The sequence below is a fragment of the Pseudoduganella sp. UC29_106 genome (assembly GCF_044055365.1).
Classification (GTDB): Bacteria; Pseudomonadota; Gammaproteobacteria; order Burkholderiales; family Burkholderiaceae_D; genus Rugamonas.
In genome coordinates this window covers 1,302,659-1,318,739 of the sequence record NZ_CP171977.1, presented here as the reverse complement: position 1 = coordinate 1,318,739, position 16,081 = coordinate 1,302,659, and the positions used below count along the sequence as shown (strand labels likewise).

At 63.5% G+C, this 16,081-nt stretch carries 17 protein-coding genes and 4 pseudogenes; 7 read left to right on the top strand and 14 right to left on the bottom strand.

The annotated features are described in order from the left end of the window. Positions 1-3 precede the first annotated feature (3 nt). The 10 genes and pseudogenes from ACHMW6_RS07005 to ACHMW6_RS06960 form a co-directional block, all read right to left on the bottom strand. Entirely contained in the window at positions 4-1,164 is a 1,161-nt protein-coding gene (locus ACHMW6_RS07005) for an alpha/beta hydrolase family protein (RefSeq protein WP_395406397.1), read from the bottom strand. Between the two features lie 60 nt (positions 1,165-1,224). Next, a complete protein-coding gene (locus tag ACHMW6_RS07000) occupies positions 1,225-1,818 on the bottom strand; it encodes a TonB-dependent receptor domain-containing protein (protein WP_395408555.1) in 594 nt (197 codons plus the stop codon). A gap of 111 nt (positions 1,819-1,929) precedes the next feature. Then, positions 1,930-3,376: pseudogene (locus ACHMW6_RS06995) on the bottom strand (TonB-dependent receptor); the annotation flags it as partial. 179 nt (positions 3,377-3,555) lie between these two features. After that, on the bottom strand, positions 3,556-4,809 hold the full coding sequence (locus tag ACHMW6_RS06990) for a Gfo/Idh/MocA family protein (protein WP_395406396.1): 1,254 nt from the start codon (positions 4,807-4,809) through the stop codon (positions 3,556-3,558). A gap of 9 nt (positions 4,810-4,818) precedes the next feature. Continuing rightward, positions 4,819-5,878, bottom strand: a pseudogene (locus ACHMW6_RS06985) (sugar phosphate isomerase/epimerase family protein). Between the two features lie 43 nt (positions 5,879-5,921). Further along, positions 5,922-6,278, bottom strand: a complete 357-nt coding sequence (locus tag ACHMW6_RS06980; RefSeq protein WP_395406395.1) for a DUF6379 domain-containing protein — start codon at positions 6,276-6,278, stop codon at positions 5,922-5,924. A 13-nt stretch (positions 6,279-6,291) separates the two neighbouring features. Further along, positions 6,292-7,281, bottom strand: a complete 990-nt coding sequence (locus ACHMW6_RS06975; protein WP_395406394.1) for a sugar phosphate isomerase/epimerase family protein — start codon at positions 7,279-7,281, stop codon at positions 6,292-6,294. Further along, positions 7,278-7,862 (bottom strand): MFS transporter, encoded by a 585-nt coding sequence (locus tag ACHMW6_RS06970; protein WP_395408554.1) that lies wholly within the window; start codon positions 7,860-7,862, stop codon positions 7,278-7,280. The genes ACHMW6_RS06975 and ACHMW6_RS06970 overlap by 4 nt, the downstream gene beginning before the upstream one ends. 91 nt (positions 7,863-7,953) lie before the next feature. After that, a pseudogene (locus tag ACHMW6_RS06965) lies at positions 7,954-8,226 on the bottom strand (MFS transporter); the annotation flags it as partial. Beyond that, on the bottom strand, positions 8,223-8,510 hold the full coding sequence (locus ACHMW6_RS06960; RefSeq protein ID WP_395406393.1) for an MFS transporter: 288 nt from the start codon (positions 8,508-8,510) through the stop codon (positions 8,223-8,225). The pseudogene ACHMW6_RS06965 and the gene ACHMW6_RS06960, both read right to left, overlap by 4 nt. A 207-nt stretch (positions 8,511-8,717) precedes the next feature. Here ACHMW6_RS06960 and ACHMW6_RS06955 point away from each other — a divergent pair, with 207 nt between their 5' ends. From ACHMW6_RS06955 to ACHMW6_RS06925, 7 genes and pseudogenes are all read left to right on the top strand, one after another. Further along, positions 8,718-8,927, top strand: a complete 210-nt coding sequence (locus ACHMW6_RS06955; RefSeq protein WP_395406392.1) for a LacI family DNA-binding transcriptional regulator — start codon at positions 8,718-8,720, stop codon at positions 8,925-8,927. Then, complete coding sequence (locus ACHMW6_RS06950; RefSeq protein WP_395406391.1) at positions 8,882-9,274, top strand: hypothetical protein; 393 nt, start codon at positions 8,882-8,884, stop codon at positions 9,272-9,274. The genes ACHMW6_RS06955 and ACHMW6_RS06950 overlap by 46 nt, the downstream gene beginning before the upstream one ends. Further along, positions 9,217-9,747 carry a substrate-binding domain-containing protein gene (locus ACHMW6_RS06945; protein WP_395406390.1) on the top strand — a complete coding sequence of 177 codons (531 nt, stop codon included), beginning with the start codon at positions 9,217-9,219 and terminating at the stop codon, positions 9,745-9,747. The genes ACHMW6_RS06950 and ACHMW6_RS06945 overlap by 58 nt, the downstream gene beginning before the upstream one ends. Positions 9,748-9,849: 102 nt before the next feature. Then, positions 9,850-9,948: pseudogene (locus ACHMW6_RS06940) on the top strand (LysR family transcriptional regulator); the annotation flags it as partial. Positions 9,949-9,993: 45 nt separating this feature from the next. After that, positions 9,994-10,671, top strand: a complete 678-nt coding sequence (locus ACHMW6_RS06935) for a LysR substrate-binding domain-containing protein (RefSeq protein WP_395406389.1) — start codon at positions 9,994-9,996, stop codon at positions 10,669-10,671. A gap of 50 nt (positions 10,672-10,721) precedes the next feature. Continuing rightward, positions 10,722-11,354 carry an MFS transporter gene (locus tag ACHMW6_RS06930; RefSeq protein WP_395406388.1) on the top strand — a complete coding sequence of 211 codons (633 nt, stop codon included), beginning with the start codon at positions 10,722-10,724 and terminating at the stop codon, positions 11,352-11,354. Further along, complete coding sequence (locus ACHMW6_RS06925) at positions 11,252-12,184, top strand: MFS transporter (protein ID WP_395408553.1); 933 nt, start codon at positions 11,252-11,254, stop codon at positions 12,182-12,184. Before ACHMW6_RS06930 ends, ACHMW6_RS06925 begins: the two co-directional genes overlap by 103 nt. A gap of 4 nt (positions 12,185-12,188) precedes the next feature. On the opposite strand, the gene ACHMW6_RS06920 is transcribed toward ACHMW6_RS06925, so the two are convergent. The 4 genes from ACHMW6_RS06920 to ACHMW6_RS06905 all read right to left on the bottom strand — a co-directional run bounded on the left by ACHMW6_RS06920 (position 12,189) and on the right by ACHMW6_RS06905 (position 16,075). Beyond that, positions 12,189-13,100, bottom strand: a complete 912-nt coding sequence (locus ACHMW6_RS06920; RefSeq protein ID WP_395406387.1) for a TIM barrel protein — start codon at positions 13,098-13,100, stop codon at positions 12,189-12,191. Beyond that, positions 13,084-13,818 carry a TIM barrel protein gene (locus ACHMW6_RS06915; RefSeq protein ID WP_395406386.1) on the bottom strand — a complete coding sequence of 245 codons (735 nt, stop codon included), beginning with the start codon at positions 13,816-13,818 and terminating at the stop codon, positions 13,084-13,086. The genes ACHMW6_RS06920 and ACHMW6_RS06915 overlap by 17 nt, the downstream gene beginning before the upstream one ends. A 145-nt stretch (positions 13,819-13,963) precedes the next feature. Beyond that, positions 13,964-15,076, bottom strand: coding sequence for an MFS transporter (locus ACHMW6_RS06910; RefSeq protein ID WP_395406385.1), 1,113 nt, complete (start codon positions 15,074-15,076; stop codon positions 13,964-13,966). 33 nt (positions 15,077-15,109) lie between these two features. Then, a complete protein-coding gene (locus ACHMW6_RS06905; RefSeq protein WP_395406384.1) occupies positions 15,110-16,075 on the bottom strand; it encodes a sugar phosphate isomerase/epimerase family protein in 966 nt (321 codons plus the stop codon). Positions 16,076-16,081: the final 6 nt, after the last annotated feature.

The window sequence follows — 16,081 nt, the reverse complement described above, 5'->3', positions numbered from 1 at the left end:
ATTTCAGAGTGCAGTGCGGCCGCCCAGGGTCTCGGCAACCCAGTCGGCGATATAGGCGCCAGCGTTGGCGGAATTGTCGAAACTGGAGTGCTGCACGCCGCCCTCGCGTTCCGTGAAAACCTTGAGTTCCCGCTTCGGGCTGTTGACCAGTTGCTCATAGGTGCGCTCGGCCCAGGCCAGCGGAATCTGCGAATCCTTCTGGCCGTGCGTGACCAGGAAAGGAACCTTGATGCGATCCAGCACGCCGTCGAGATGGACGTTTTCGGCGATGCGCATGAAGTCTTCCATGTCCTTCGCGCCCCACACCCAGCGCACGTGTTCCCAGTAGTGCGGCACGGGGAAATTGCCTTCGCGCGCCAGGCGTTTCTTCTGCACGTCCCGCCAGTCATGATTGGCGCCCCAGACCACGCCGCAGGCGAAGCGCGGCTCGAAGGCCACGGCGCGCGGGCAGTAGTAGCCGCCCAACGAAACGCCTTCCAGGCCGATGCGCTTGGCATCGACGTCGGCGCGGGTTTCCAGCCAGTCCACAACCTTGCTGGCCCAGCGTTCGCTGTCGAACACGGCGTGCATGCCGTGCAGGCGCAACGCCTCGCCGGTGCCCGGCTGGTCGATCACCAGTGAGGACACGCCGCGCTGCGCCAGCCAGCGCGGCAGGCCGACGCGGTACTTCATTTCCTTGGTCGAATCCAGGCCGTTGACCTGGACCAGGATGGGCGCCGGCCCGTTCACGCCTTCGGCGCGCACGAAAAGACCGGAGATATGAGCACCTTCGTAAGGGATCTCGACGCGCTCGCAATTCTCGCCGGACAGGCGAACACCGCGCGCAAACACCTCAAGGTAGCGCTGGTATAGTGCTGCGCGGCCCGGCGCACCATGCGCCTGCAGGCGTTCTGCGGTCAGGTAATAGATGGCGGCGCGGGAGTACTTGTCACCGGCAGAGATCAGGCGGCCGCGCGTTTCATCCTCGTCGGCGAGGCTGCAAAGCTTATCGGCCATCCTTGCCCAGGTCTCGCGGAAGGCGCGGGTGCCCTCGGCATCCGGCTGGCGCGAGGCTTCCTGCAGCGGCGCGCACATTTCCTCGATTTCGCCGATACGTGCGCCCATTTCGATCGCCAGGTCGACGGAGAGGTTCCAGACATAATTGGTGGGAAAGTACTTGAACATATAAATCTTCGGGTTGGGATGTTGGCGATGGGGCGGCGCCGTGCCGCCCCGGAACGCTGGTCAGAAGTTGTAGCGGGCACGGATGCCGTAAGTCCTCGGATCGCTGATGAAGAAGGAACCCGGCACACGGCTTTCGATCTTGACCGTGTCTTCGATGTTCTTCACGAACAGCTGCACATTCCACACGCCGCCCGGGCTGTCATAGCCGATCGACGCATCGGACTTGTGGAAGGACGGCTGGCGATAGCGGATGTCCTGGGTCGGGTCGCTCAGGTAATAAGAAGTCGAGTGGCGCGTGCCGACCATGGCGGTAATCTCGCCGCCGTTCGACAGCGCGAAGTGATGCGTATAGCCCAGGCCAATGGTGGACGTAGGCGCACGGTCAAGCTTGCGGCCCGAATAGTCGATGGTCGGAGACGGGTGGTAATCCTTGTACTTCGCGTCCGTCACTGCGAGGGTTGCGCGCAGTTCGCCGTCCTCGCCGACTTTCAGCTTGCCTTCGAATTCCGCACCGTTGACCGTGGAATTCGCCGCATTGCTGGTGAAGGAATGGCAGGTCGATGGATCGTTGGTGAAGCAGGTCGTGATCGTCAGCTGCTGGTCCTTGTAATCGTAGTGGAATACGTTGGCGGAGAGCTGCAGGTAGTTTTGCAGGAAGCGGCCCTTGATGCCCGCCTCGTACGCCTTCAGGGTCTCCGGCTTGTAAGGACCGGGTCACCGCTTCCGCATTGAAGCCGCCCGCCTTGTAGCCCGTGGACACGCTGCCGTACACCATCACATTGCGCATCAGGTCATGGTCGATGCCCACTTTCCAGCTGGTGTTGTTGAAGCGGACATCCGCGGCATAGGCCTTGGAGCTGGTGGTCGCTGGCGGGATTGCCGCCTCGCCGCTCAGCGGATCGTAGCCGGACTTGCGGTCCTTGGTGTAGCGCACGCCCATCGTCAGGCGGGTATCGTCTCGCAGCGAATAGGTGGCTTGGGCGAAGGCCGCCTTCGATTTATTGTTGATCGATGCCAGGAACGGCAGCACCACATTGAAGGAACCGAACGGCGCTGTGATGTAAGTCGTGTAATTGGCATCGCGGAACACGTCTTCATTGAAGTGGTACAGGCCTGCTACCCAGCGCAGCGGACCATTGCCGGTCGAATTCAGACGCAGTTCATGCGACAGCGACTTGCTGTTGCCGTTATTGGTGTTGGTGAACGGGAAGCCGAAATACACGCCGTTGTTCAGCTGGTCGATATGCATGCGCATCTGCGCCACCTGGTACGTCAGCTCCGCTTCGCCCAGGCGGGTCTTGAACTCACCGCGCAGCGAGTTGGCGAAGTTGTCGCGGTGCTGATTCGCGTCCTGCTTGAACTCCCAGCCGGTGGTGCGCTGGGCGGCGCTGCCACGGTCCACATAGACAGGGTTCAGCAAGTCGTTGCCGCGGCCAGGCGGCGTGAATGGCAAGGCGCCCGTCGGCGTACCGGTGAAGAAGTTCGTCAGCGGAACGGGCGATGGACCGCCGCCGCCGATATCGTTGCGCTCCGCCGTCAGCAGCAGGCTGGTGTCCTTGCTGAAGGTGCCCAGCACGTGCACGCGCAGCGACTTGTCATCCTGGCTTTCCAGCGGAATCTTGTTCGGGCCAGCGTTCAGGTAGGTGTCGTGCTTGTTGGCGTTGACGGCCGCACGCATCGCCCACATATCGCCCAGCGGCACATTCAGCACGCCGTCAAAGCGGCGGGTGTTGTAATTGCCTAGTTCGAAACCGACGCGCCCTTCAAGTTTTTTGGTCGGCTTATTGCTGATCAGGTTAATCGCGCCGGCGGTCGCATTACGGCCGTACAGCGTACCTTGTGGACCGCGCAGCACTTCGATGCGGTCCAGGTCATAGAAGGCGACCGCTTGCGCTTCATAGCGCGGCACGTAGGCGCCGTCGATGTGGAAGGCAGCCGACGGGTCCCCCTTCTCGGTCATATCCAGGCTGGTCACGCCGCGGATGGCTACCTGCAGCATGCCGCTTTCCTGCGAAATTTCAACGTTTGGCAGCGAATCAGCCAGCGCACGGGGATCGTTGGTACCCGCGTTCTTCAGGTCTTCGCCGGACAGGACCGACAATGCCAACGGGGTCTTGCTGGCAGGCTGCGCGATCTTTTGCGCGGTAATGATCACTTCAGCGATGCCGCTTTCCTTCTTCGCTTCAGCTTTGGTCTCCGCCTCCTGCGCCATTGCGGCGCTTGCGCCCGTGAGGTAGCCGGCGGCGAGAAGTGCCCTGGCGATCAAGGTCAGCTTGGGGGTGTTGATCGAATATCTCCTAGGTTTTGCGCGGCGTTTCTTGAAGTGCCGCTCTGGTTGGTGTTGGCAAGAAAATGATATGTTTTTCCTGCGTTTTCCCATAACCCATAATTTCAATGCCACGAATTCATCCGGTGAATACGTCGAGATAAAAAGCCCCGCCAGCATCGGCGGGGCCAGAACAGGAGTGCTGTCAGATGGATGCGCGACTCAGCGTGGCATCGGCATCCATGTACCGCCGGCGCGAGACGACGCCTGCACGGTCTCAATAAACAACACGCCGCGCAAACCGTCGGCAATGGTGGGAATTGCGCCGCGCCGGGATCGCCACCATTGCGCCGTGCCAGCAAATGGCTGGCTATATCGCTGTACAGGGACGCAAAGGCATCGATATACCCTTCCGTGTGCCCCGCCGGTATGCGGCTCACGCGCGCGCCTGCCGCATTCATCGCAGTGCTGCCGCGCGCCACGATGCGCGTGGGCTCGCCCAGGGGCGTCCAGCGCAACTCATTCGGCTGCTGCTGCGCCCATTCGATGCCGCCTCTGCTGCCATAGACGCGTATCCGTAAATCGTTTGCATGCCCGGGCGCCACCTGGCTGGCCCACAGCATGCCGCGCACGCCGCCCTGATAGCGCAGCAGCACATGCACGTTGTCGTCAATGACGCGGCCCGGCACGAAGGAACTCAGCTCGGCCGCCAGCGCTTCGAGCGGCGCGCCGACAATCATGTCCGCCAGCTGCCATGCGTGCGAACCGATGTCGCCAATTGCGCCGCCACCGGCCTTGGCGGGATCGGTACGCCATGCAGCCTGCTTCTGGCCACTTTGCTCCAGCGGCTCCGCCAGCCAGTCCTGCGCGTATTCGACCTGCACCACACGAATCTCGCCCAGCGCGCCCTCCCTCACCATCTGCTGCGCGTGGCGCACCATCGGATAAGCCGAGTAATTGTGCGTGACGGCGAAAATCAGCCCGCGCTCCCCGGCCAGCGCCTGCAGCATGCGCGCATCGGCGCTATTGGTCGTCACCGGTTTGTCGCAGATGACGTGGATGCCCGCCTCCAGGAAGGCTTTCGCCACCGGCGCATGCATATGGTTTGGCGTGACGATGCTGACAGCTTCGATGCCATCCGGACGCGCACTTTCGGCGCGCGCCATCTGTTCGTACAAGTCGTAGATGCGCTCAGGATCCAGGCCCAGCGCACGGCCCGAGCGCTGCGATGCCTCCGCACTCGAAGACAATGCACCGGCGACCAGCTCGTAGCGGTCATCCAGCCGCGCCGCGTGGCGATGCACCGCGCCGATGAAGGCGCCCTCGCCTCCGCCCACCATGCCCAGCCTCACACGGCCGGGAAAAACTGGCTTTTCCATGGGCGCCCCTTATGCAATGCCCAGCATGCGCTTGTTGCGCTGCGGGTCGCTGCCGCTGCCGGCGAAATCGTCGAAGGCCTTGTCCGTGACGTGGATGATGTGATCGCGGATGAATGCCACGCCTTCCGCCGCGCCCTGCTCCGGGTGCTTCAGGCAGCATTCCCATTCCAGCACGGCCCAGCCCTTGAAATCGTACTGGGCGAACTTCGAGAAGATCGCCTTGAAGTCCACCTGGCCGTCGCCCAGCGAACGGAAGCGGCCGGCGCGATGCACCCACGGCTGGTAACCGGAGTACACACCCTGCCTCGCGTCGGGCCGGAATTCCGCATCCTTCACGTGCATGACCTTGATGCGCTCGTGATAGCGGTCGATGAAGCCCAGGTAATCCAGCTGCTGCAGCAGGAAGTGCGACGGATCATAGGCGATGCTCAGGCGCGGATGATGATTCACGCGCTCCAGCAGCATCTCGAAGGTGGCGCCGTCGAACAGGTCTTCGCCTGGATGCAGCTCGAAAGCGAGATCCACGCCCGCCTCGTCGTAGGCGTCCAGGATCGGCAGCCAACGGCGCGCCAGTTCATCGAATGCGGTTTCGATCAGCCCTGCAGGGCGCTGCGGCCATGGATAGACGAAGGGCCAGGCCAGCGCGCCGGGGAAGCTGATGGAAGCGTTCAGCCCCAGATTGGCGGAAGCCTTGGCCGCCAGCAGCATCTGCTGCACGGCCCACGCCTGCCTCGCCTGCGGCTTGCCGCGCACTTCCGGCGGCGCGAAGCCGTCGAATGCTTCGTCATAGGCGGGGTGCACGGCCACCAGCTGGCCCTGCAGGTGCGTGCTCAGCTCCGTGATTTCGACGCCGTTCTGGCGCGCGACGCCCGGCAATTTCGTCGCAGTAGGTCTTGCTTTCGGCCGCCAGCGCCAGGTTGAAGAGTCGCGCATCGTTGGATGGCACCTGCACGCCACGGTATCCCAGGTCGCCTGCCCAGCGCGTGATGTCCGCCCAGTTGTTGAACGGCGCCTGGTCGCCTGCGAACTGCGCCAGGAAGATGGCCGGTCCCTTGATCGTTGTGGTCATGGCTGGCCTCAGTTGGCGACGGTTGCGTTGATGGTGCAGCTGGTCACGGACTCCACGGCAGGTAGGAAATGCGCAATTGCACGGCTGCCGATACCGTATGCTCGCCTGGCGTGAGCCCGCCCGGCTGCAGCACGGAGATCTCGGCGACTTCGCCGAACTCCCAGCGCTCGTCGTAAGTCGTTTCCAGTTCGTCCAGCGTCCAGGTCTTGCCGCGCACCGTGAAGCGCACGTTCTCGCGCGGGACTTTTTCGCCGTCGATGGTCAGCGCCACGTCTTCCACGGCGCTCAGGATCTGGCCGCGGTAGTAAGGCAGGCGTGCACCAAGCTGCCAGCCAGTGACAGCGGAACCTTCCTGCGTATTGCGCACGCTGCCGGGGAAAATAATGTGCTTGTCGTACATGCTGGTGTTCTCCTTAGACTTCGCCCAACAGGCGCTTGAACATTTCTTGCTGGCGGCGTACCTGTTCGCGGCCATCGACCTCGAAGGCGTCCTCGATATGGCGCTGGCCTTCGTATTCGCTGGACAGGTGGCCGCTGTAGCCGCCCTCGATCAGCACCGGAATGATTTCCTCATATGGGATGGCAGGCTCCTTGCCGCTGTCGTCAATTTCGTAGAACTTGGCGTGGATATTGAAGATCCATGGCATGAACTCCAGCATGCGGCGCGGGTTGCTCCAGATATTGTGGCGCAGCGTCTCGGCCATCTGCAGGTCGACGGCATTGCCGCCCAGCTTGCGCACGTCCATCAGCACATAGTCCGGCAGGACGCGCGCCGCGTGCGCTTCGAGGATGAATTCGACGATCTTCGGCGTTGCGCCGTTGCGCAGGAAGCGGTCGCGGAACACGGGCGGATAGTTCTTGGTGTACATGCCCATGTCGGGCACGTAGCCCACGTGGTCGGAGCCGGTGGCACGTGTCAGTTCGGTATAGCGCAGGATCCACGGATGGTCGAAGTGGAATGGCGAGTGCACTTCGATGCCCATGCGGACGTCCAGTTCCTCGGCCAGCGGCACGCAGGCCACCACCACTTCCGGCGGCGTGTTGACGATCAGGCGTAAATTCTTGCAGCCGATGCGCTTGGCGAAGCGCAGGTCGCGCTGCAGCGAAGCGACCATTTCGTCGAAGTTCAGCTTGCGGTCCTTGTACAGCTTCACGTCCAGGAACATATCGTGACACTGGGCGTAAGCGCCGTGGCGCTCGAGCGAGGCAAACCAGCCATCGATCTGCTCCTGTGGCACGTTGGGGAAACCGGTAAAAGACTGCTCGCTGACGACTTCGATGCCGCGCGCGCCAAGACCGGCGGCGTGGGCAATGCAGTCGTCAAGAGTCATCTTGCGCAGGAAAGTCTCGTACTGGTAGCTGTAAAGGGAGACGCCACGCTTGATGCTGTGCTTAGTGTTCATGCAGGACCTCGGGGTTGACGGTTCAAAGGGAAGCTTGGGAATGCGCCGGTGGTACGCGCAGGCGCAGCAGGCCGGCCATCACGGCGCACACGGCGGCAATCAGTCCGAAGGCCAGAAATCCGCCCCTGAAGATTGCCCACCCAACCGCGCATCAGGTTGACGACGGCAGGCGACAGGAATTGCGCGACGAAGAAGGAACTGGCCCACCAGCCCATGCCGCGGCCGCGGTGTTCAAAGGAAAATTTGCTCTGCGTCCAGGCGATCAGCGCCGGAACGATGATGCCGTTGGCCAGTTGCTGCACGAAGGCGAAGGCCAGTGCAACCTTGTAGTCCGGCGCAATGCCGATGCCGCCCAGGCCAACAGCGAAGCAGATGAACACCAGGACGATTTGCGCGGCGGCGCCGAAGCGAGTCGTCAGCTTGAAGACGATGGCGCCGATCGGCACGCCAATGCTCGGCAGCGCCATGCTCAGGCCAATCGACTTCGGATCGGCCACGCCCAGGTCCTTCAGCAGCACGGAGAAGTTGATGACCTGGACGTAATAGATCGTGGAGAGGATCACCGTCACGCTGCACACCATCAGCGCCACCATATGGGGAACGGCGTGCTGCGGGCTGGCGCGCCCTGCTTGTCGAACGCCTTCCTGCGCGGCTCCGCTCGAACAGCCAGGCCAGGCTTGCCAGGAAAATCGGGATCGCCACGGCATAGACCAGGAAAGGATATTGCCAGCCCTGCGCTGCCAGGAAGCCCGAGCAGGCAATCGTGACGGTGCCCAGCACCAAACCGACTACGCCCTGTATCGTCAGCCAGCGGTGGCGCGCCTGCTCTTCGTAATAGTCGGCCAGCAGCGTATTCACCACGGTCAGCACGCCTGCTTCGCCAATGCCGATGACGACACGCCCGGCCACCACGGCCCAGAAGTTATCGATGACAAAGGGGATCATCCGCCCGCGCCATACAGCGCCATCGCACACAGGAGCAAGCGGCGGCGGCCGAAGCGGTCGGCAATTACGCCGGCGCCCGGCGCGAACAGTGCGATACAGGCGCTGGGAGCCGTGATCAGCAGCGGAACCATCAGGCGGGCATTCGGGACGTCATGAAAATGCGCCAGCAGGGTGGGCAACGTTGGCGCAAGTGCAATGATCGCCATCACGGGCAGGAACCCGGAAAAGACCAGAATCCATCCCTGCCGCCAGTCTGCCTGGCGCGTATTACTTTGGCTGCCCATGGGCATGTCCTCCTTTTTATTGATGTCCTGGCCAAAAATTAGAACCGAGATTATGATATCGCTTTCCCGGCGCTTTCCTCAACCAGCAAATGCCTTTCAGAGCGGCTTTTTATGGATATGTGGTATCCAAATCTTGAATACGTCGAAAGGCACGAACGGGATGCTTTTTCCGCTATATTGGGAAAAGTTTTTCCACCCGGACTCGCAATGCCAGCCAAATATCCCGACACCATTCCGCATGCAGCACAAGGCAAGCTGGCCTCCATTTCGGCCGTCGCCGAGCATGCCGGCGTGTCCATTGCCACGGTTTCGCGGGTCCTGAACAAGACCAAGGCGGTCAATGACGACACCGGGCGCGCGTCGAAGCTGCCATGGCAGCCCTGGGCTATCGCGCCAACGCGGTGGCCCGCAGCCTGATACGGGGTGAAACCCGCCTGCTGCTGGTACTGGTGCCGGATTTCGCCAATCCATTTTTCGCCGAAATCGTCAAAGGCGTGGAGTCGGTGACGCGCAAGCGTGGCTATAGCCTGGTGGTGGCGGATGCGTCGGAAACGCTGTCCCGTGAAAGCCCTTCGCTGGATGCGCTGTACAAGCGCCTCGCCGATGGTGTGATCAGCCTTGCCCGGTTCTCCGACCTGAAACCGCTGCTGCAAGAGATCCCGACCTGCCCTGGGTGGCCTGCTCCGAATGCGTGGACGACAACAGCGTGCCTAGCGTTAGCATCGATCACCGCCAGGCCGCGATCGATGCGGTGCAATACCTGATCAACCGTGGCCACCGCCGCATTGCCCTGATCAGCGCGAACGAAGATTATCTGTGGGCGCGCCAGCGTCACGAAGGTTATGAATATGCCTTGCGCCGCGCCGGCATTCCGGTCGAGCCGCAGCTTGTGCGCACGGCGCGCGGGACCGACTATGTGCACGGCATGGAGGCTGCCGGCACGCTGCTGGCGATGGAGCAGCCGCCGACCGCCGTCTTCGCGGTGTCCGACACGCTGGCCATCGGCGCCATCAAGGCCTTCCGCCGCGTCGGCCGCCGCGTGCCGGAAGACATTGCCGTACTTGGTTTCGACGACATCCCGGTAGCGCATGTCTTCGAGCCGGGCCTGACCACCATCGCCCAGCCGGTGCGCGAGCTGGGCGCCACGGCAGCCGAGATGCTGCTGAAACGCCTGGACGGCGGGTCTGCCGAATCCTGCACGCTGCAGCACGCCCTGGTCGTGCGCGCGTCGGCCTGACACCACGGAGGGATCATGCGATTCAATAACTTGACCTGAACCTGCTGGTGGTCCTGAATGCCTTGCTGACGGAGCGCAGCATCAGCCGCGCCGCCGAAAAAGATCTATCTCAGCCAGCCCGCCACCAGCAACGCGCTGGCGCGCCTGCGCGAATACTTCAAGGACGAGCTGCTGGTCAGCTCCGGCCGCCAGCTGCTCCTTACGCCGCGCGCGAAGGAGCTGATCGAGCCGGTACGCGAAGTGCTGATGCGCATCGACACCACGATCGCCGCCCAGCCGCTGTTCGATCCCGCGACGGAAACGCGCACCTTCACGCTGCTCGTATCCGATTACACGACAGCGGTACTGGTGCCTGCGCTGCTGGAAGCCCTTTACCGCGAAGCGCCCGGCCTGCGCATCAATTTGCGCAACCAGTCCGACCGCCCGGGCGAAGTCCTGGAACAGGGCGATGCGGACTTCCTCGTGATCCCGTCGCAATACATCGCAAAGGACCATCCGGCCGCCGCGCTGTTCGAGGAAGACTATCTGTGCGTGACCTGGAACGAGAACTCGCGCATCAAGGACAGGCTGACGCTGGACGACTATTTCTCCTGCGGCCACGTGATCGCCAATTTTGCCAACGCAAACCCGCTTTCAACGTTCGACGGCTGGTTCATGGAAAGCTTCGACGTCAAGCGCCGCGTCGAAGTCACGGCGCCCACGATGACCGCCCTGCCCTCGATGGTGGTCGGCACCGACAGGATCGCCACCGTCCACCGCCGCATCGCACTGCGCGCACAGGAAACACTTCCCATCAAGGTGTGGGAGCCGCCACCACGCATCCCGCATCTCGTGCAGATGCTGCAATGGCATAAGCATCGCAGCAATGATCCGGCCATCAGCTGGATGCGCGACAAGATTATCACCGTCGCCGCAAACGTCTAGGCAGTTCCGGCCGCCGTTTGCGGCACCCCACAACAACCAGGAAATTCATAATGCACGAAGCCGTTCAGAGCACGGAGGGCAGCGCTTTCCATGCCGCTTCCTCTTTCACGTCCCGCCGCCGCACACTGGCCCTGGTGGCGGTCGCACTCGCCTTTGTCATGGACTTGCTCGACACGACCATCGTCAACGTCGCCATCCCATCCATCGGCCAGACCATCGGCGCCGGCAAGGCGGCGCTGGAGTGGATCATTGCCGGCTATGCGACCGCCTTCGCCGTGCTGCTGATTGCCGGCGGACGCCTGGGCGACAGCCATGGCTACCGGCGCATGTTCCTGATCGGGATTTCGCTGTTCACGCTGACCTCCATGGCTTGCGGCCTGGCGCCCACTGCGTTTGCGCTGCAGATCGCCCGCGTGCTGCAGGGAGCCAGCGCGGCGCTGATGGTGCCGCAGGTGATGGCGCTGGTACAGGTCATGTATCCGCCGGAGCAGCGCTACAAGGTGTACACGGTATTCGGCTTCCTTGGCGGTTTTTCCGCAGCACTCGGCCCCATCGTCGGCGGTTTGCTGATCGACGCGAACTGGTTCGGCCTGGATGGCGCCTCACTTTCCTCATCAACCTGCCGATCGGCCTGTTCAGCCTTGCGGCGGGCATCATGCTGCTTCCGCGCGGCCGCGGCGTGAATGCCGTGCCAGTCGATCTGCTGGGCGCTGCGCTGTCCGTTCTGCTGCTGTTCTCCGTGCTGGCGCCGCTGATCGAAGGCCCCGCACGCGAGTGGCCTCCTGCGCTGATTGCGTTGATGGCCGCCAGTCTGCCGCTGGGCTGGGGCATGGTGCGCTACCTGCGCTGGCGGCAGGCCACGCGCGGCGATGCTTTGGTACCGCTATCCCTGTTCAAGCTGAAGAAAGTGGCGCTTGGGCTGCTGTGCACCCTGTGCATCAATCCCATCCTGCCGGGCTACCTGCTGGTGATGACTTTTGTGCTGCAAACCGGCATCGGGCTGACGGCGTCGCAAATGGCCTTCATCTGCGCACCGATTGCCTTCGGCGCCATGGGTGGCATCACACTGATCGGGCCGCGGCTGTTCCGTCTTCTCGGCGTGCGCGTGATGATGGTAGGCCTGACTGTGACGGGCAGCAGCTTGTGCCTCGCGGCCTGGGCGGTGCATGGCGGGCAGCTGCTGTACTGGCCTCTCGGACTGGCGCAGTTCGGCATGGGGCTGGGCATGGGATTGTGCGGCCCGCAGCTGTCGAACTCCACGCTGCAGGATGTGCCGATGTCCGACGCCGGCGTTGCATCGGGCATGTTCACCGCCGTGCAGCAGATTGCCGCCGCATTCGGCGTCGCCCTGGCCGGCCTGGCCTTCTTCCACGGCCTCCATCCCGAAACGGCCGAGGCCAGCCAGTACGCCAACGCTTTCCTGCACGTGCTGCCGCTGTTCTACGGCCTGATTGCCGCCGCCATGTTTGGCGCCAGCCGGCTGGCGCGCGTGATGAAGCCGTTACGCCGGTAAGCGCTTAAACGTCGATGATGTCGATGCACTTGCGCAGAACGGCCAGCTTGTCCTGGCCGGCGGAGGGCGTCCATTCGTGGCTGATGAAGCCGCGGTAGCCCAGGTCCGCAATGGTCTTTGCGACGTGGCGATAATTGAGTTCCTGGGTTTCGTCGATTTCATGGCGCTCCGGTACGCCGCCCGTATGGAAGTGCCCGATCCACTGGATATTCTTGCGCAGGAAGTTGGTGATGTTCCCATCCATCAGCTGGGCGTGATACAGGTCGACCAGCAGCTTGACGCGCGGCGAGTTGACTTGCGTGACCACGTCCAGCCCCCACGCTAGGTGATCGAACATGCTGCCCGGTGGCTCAGGCGGCCCGCCAGCGTGTCCTGAATTGATGTTCTCGACGACGAGCGTGACGCCGCGCGCCTCGGCGTGGCCGCACACGCGCCGCAGGAAGCCGATTGCATTGCGCTTTCCCTCGTCATAGCCGATCGCGCCGCGCTCACCGCACAAAACAATGATGTTCGGTATGCCATTCGCCGCTGCGGCGTCGATCCGGTCGCGCAGGGCCGCTTCGAATTGCCCGTCCTTGTCCGGGGTGCCGATCGCGTTCCATCCCGCCGGCCCGGCCGGCGCCCGGCCCGGCGTGGAAATGCCGCCGCCGTAGTCGACGCGCAGCACCGACACGACCAGGCCATGCTTTTTCACGGTAGGCCAGTCTGCCGGGTTGCTGACGAAATCCAGGCCCTGAATCCCGAGCGCCGCCGCCATCCGGCAGGTATCTTCGAGTTCCGCGTTGAACAGATGCGGCGTCAGGCCCTGGCGCAGCCGGCCTCGTAGGGACTGCGCCCCCGCAATGGAGCAGAAAGGAAAAGCGCCCGCAACAGCGAGCGCAGAGAGGAAGCGGCGGCGGTTAAAGGCCGAGCGCATGGCGGGTCTTTGCCAGCGAATCGTGGTCGCCAACGGTGGGGAAGTATTCGAGGCCGATATCGCCCTGGTAACCCTTCTCGCGCAGCACGGACATGATCTGAGGCCACGCCAGGCTGCCGGTCCCCGGTTCATGGCGGCCGTCGGTATCGGCCACCTGCACGTGGGCGATCAGCGGCATGCGATCGCCCACAGCCTGCGCGAAGTCTTCCTGCGCCTGGGCCGAGTGATAGACGTCCGCCAGCAGGCGCAAGGCCGGGCTGTTCACTGCCGCGACGATATCCAGGCCGCGGCCAATCGTGTCCACGAACATGCGCTGGCCGTTGACGACCATGTACACCGGCTCGAGCCACAGCACCGTGCCTGCCTGCTCGGCCATTGCGGCGGCGCGCTTCAACACGCTGACCGCCGCATCGAATTGCTCCTGCTCCGGCACGCCCTCACGGGTGAAGCCGGAAGCCAGCACCATGCCTGCACCCTTGAAGCGCTGCGCCACAGGAATCGCGTCGATCACTGCGGACAGTACCGCCTCGTGATCGGCAGGATCGACAATGCTGCGGCGCGGCTCGATGCAGAAGCTGCGCAGCTTCACGCCGGTTTCGTTCAGCGCATCCTCGATAGCATCCAGCGGCTTCTCGCGCCACAGGTGGAATTCGACACCCTGAACGCCGGCCGCGTGTGCGGCGCGAATGCGGGACGCAAGATCCTCGTTCCCGTCCAAGAACATCCATTCAATACAAGCTGCAAATTGCATGATTATCTTTCTTTAAGTGAGTAATGACGGCCGGCGATGAGCGCGGCCATGACGAGGCAGGCGGCCCCGATCACGGCAACGCTGCCAAGGAAGCTCGTTCCGGATGCGCCGATCAGGGTAAGCAGCGGCGGGCTGAGGAACTGGCCAGGAAGAAGGCGCCGCCCCACAGGCCCATGCCGCGCCCGCGGTGTTCGAAACCGTAGTGCTGCAACGCCCAGGTGACCAGCACCGGCAGCATCAGTCCGCCGCCGACCTGGCCCAGCGCGTCGAGCGGCAGGCCGGTCACGAGGTTGGGAGCCCACGCCACGCCGATATAGCTGACGCCATAGAAGGCCAGCACAATGGCCATCCACATCGTCACGGTCACCTGGCCAAAGCGTTTGAACAGATAGCCGCCAAGGACTGTGCCAAGGCTCGCGACCGTAGCCAGGATGCTGATGCGTTCGGGCGAGGCAACGCCCATGTCGCCAAAGATGCGGCCATGCTGCACGGCCTGCACGAAGAACACCAGCGAGAACAGCACGGTCACGCCGCACACCAGCAGCGAGGCGCGCCAGGGGAAAGGCGTGGCCGCAGCTTCACGCGCGCCGGCAGGCGCCGACCTGCGCGGCTCCCAGCAGACGAACAGCGCCAGCACCAGCACGGCAAAGCCGCTCAGGTACATCAGGAAGGGATAGCGCCAGTGCATGCCGGCCAGGAAGCCGCCGGACAGCAGGATGGCCGAACCGATCAGCGGCGCGAACATGTTCTGGTAGCCCAGCCACTTCTGCCGCTCCTCCCCCTCGAAGTAGTCGCCCATCAGCGCATTACCGACGGTGAGAATGGCCGCTTCGGCCAGGCCCACGACCACGCGGCTGGCAACGATCAGGACCAGGCTGTCGAACATCATCGGCGCGAGGCCGAGCAGCGAGAACGCAAACAGCGCCACGAGCAGCAGCTTGCGCCGCCCCCAGCGGTCCGCGATCACCCCCATCACGCCGGAGAACAGCGCCACGCACAGCGAAGGCACCGTGATAATCATCGGCACCAGCAACTGGAATTGCGGTACCGACGAGAACTGCTGGAACAGTTGCGGCAGGCCGGGCACCAGCGCGGCCAGCGCCAGCGTGGGCATGCTCATGATGGCCATCAAGGCGATGCCCTGGGCGGCACCGCCCTTGCGCGCGGCGGAGGGAGACGCCGCCAGCACGGGTGACTGGGGCTGCGTAGTCTGGAGAGGATTCACGGTAGTCCTTTCATGTCGGCCTGCGCCGCGGGTTCAGCGTGCGATGCGGTCCAGCACGTTCTGCTTGTACCAGCTGTTGAGCATCATGCCGGTGGCAATCGGTTCCGGCCCCTTGTCGCTTTCCACGATCACCCAGCCAGCATAACCGTGTTCCTGCATGGCGGCGAGCAAGGCCGGGAAATCGACTAGACCCGTTCCCATTTCGCCGAACCAGCGCGGGATCTCGCGCTCGCCGCCCGCCGCGATCATCGCGCGCTCGGCGTTCTGCAGCTTGTATTCGCCCAGCGTGTCGACTGCCAGCGCATCCTTGAAGTGGAAGTGCAGCACGCGCTGGTGGAAGCGGCGGTACAGTGCCACCACGTCATGGCCTGCGATCGTCAGTTCAGCGGTGTCAAAGGCCAGGCCCACATTGACAGGGTCGCACAGCTGCATCAGCTGTTCCAGTTCATCCGCCGTGCGCAGCGCCGACAAGGCATCCACATGCAGCGCGGTCTTCAGGCCCAGGGCCGCGGCCATTGCACCAACCTGGTTCCAGCAATCGGCGGCAGCGGCCAGGCGCTCGGCATTCAAAGCGCCCTCCTTCCAGAAGGACGGGAAGGGACGCACCACCAGCAGCTCGCCGCCCAGCTCCGCCAGCATTTCAGCGTGCACTTTCGCTTGCGCCACGATGCGTGCGTGATCGGCGGGCTGGGTGCTCATCAGGCCGAAGTGCAGCTCCTCGAAACTCATCACCGTCGGATCGAAGAAGGTGCTGGACACGCGATTGATGCCCAGGTCCTTCAGCTTCAGGCGGAAGTGCGTTGCCGAGCCGTAGTTGATGGCGATGTTCTCCGGACGCCCGATCGGGTCCCAGCGCCCGCTGCCGGCGTTCAGTTCGACCGCGTCGAAGCCGCAAGCCGCAGTGACCTTGAGCGCGCGCTCGATTTCTTCAAGCCGCGCGAAGCTGGTAAAGCCGGCCTTCCATTGATTGACGCCGTAGCCCCATTTGATCTGATTCATGCCTTC

What these genes read in the sequence shown, in the direction of transcription:
- ACHMW6_RS07005 (WP_395406397.1), bottom strand. Translation starts at nt 1,164, where the DNA reads ATGTTCAAGTACTTTCCCACCAATTATGTCTGGAACCTCTCCGTCGAC.
- ACHMW6_RS06955 (WP_395406392.1), top strand. Translation starts at nt 8,718, where the DNA reads ATGCCAGCCAAATATCCCGACACCATTCCGCATGCAGCACAAGGCAAG.
- ACHMW6_RS06960 (WP_395406393.1), bottom strand. Translation starts at nt 8,510, where the DNA reads ATGGGCAGCCAAAGTAATACGCGCCAGGCAGACTGGCGGCAGGGATGG.
- ACHMW6_RS06990 (WP_395406396.1), bottom strand. Translation starts at nt 4,809, where the DNA reads ATGGAAAAGCCAGTTTTTCCCGGCCGTGTGAGGCTGGGCATGGTGGGC.
- ACHMW6_RS06930 (WP_395406388.1), top strand. Translation starts at nt 10,722, where the DNA reads ATGCACGAAGCCGTTCAGAGCACGGAGGGCAGCGCTTTCCATGCCGCT.
- ACHMW6_RS06970 (WP_395408554.1), bottom strand. Translation starts at nt 7,862, where the DNA reads ATGGTGTGCAGCGTGACGGTGATCCTCTCCACGATCTATTACGTCCAG.
- ACHMW6_RS06950 (WP_395406391.1), top strand. Translation starts at nt 8,882, where the DNA reads ATGGCAGCCCTGGGCTATCGCGCCAACGCGGTGGCCCGCAGCCTGATA.
- ACHMW6_RS06905 (WP_395406384.1), bottom strand. Translation starts at nt 16,075, where the DNA reads ATGAATCAGATCAAATGGGGCTACGGCGTCAATCAATGGAAGGCCGGC.
- ACHMW6_RS06975 (WP_395406394.1), bottom strand. Translation starts at nt 7,281, where the DNA reads ATGAACACTAAGCACAGCATCAAGCGTGGCGTCTCCCTTTACAGCTAC.
- ACHMW6_RS06980 (WP_395406395.1), bottom strand. Translation starts at nt 6,278, where the DNA reads ATGTACGACAAGCACATTATTTTCCCCGGCAGCGTGCGCAATACGCAG.
- ACHMW6_RS06920 (WP_395406387.1), bottom strand. Translation starts at nt 13,100, where the DNA reads ATGCGCTCGGCCTTTAACCGCCGCCGCTTCCTCTCTGCGCTCGCTGTT.
- ACHMW6_RS06935 (WP_395406389.1), top strand. Translation starts at nt 9,994, where the DNA reads ATGCGCATCGACACCACGATCGCCGCCCAGCCGCTGTTCGATCCCGCG.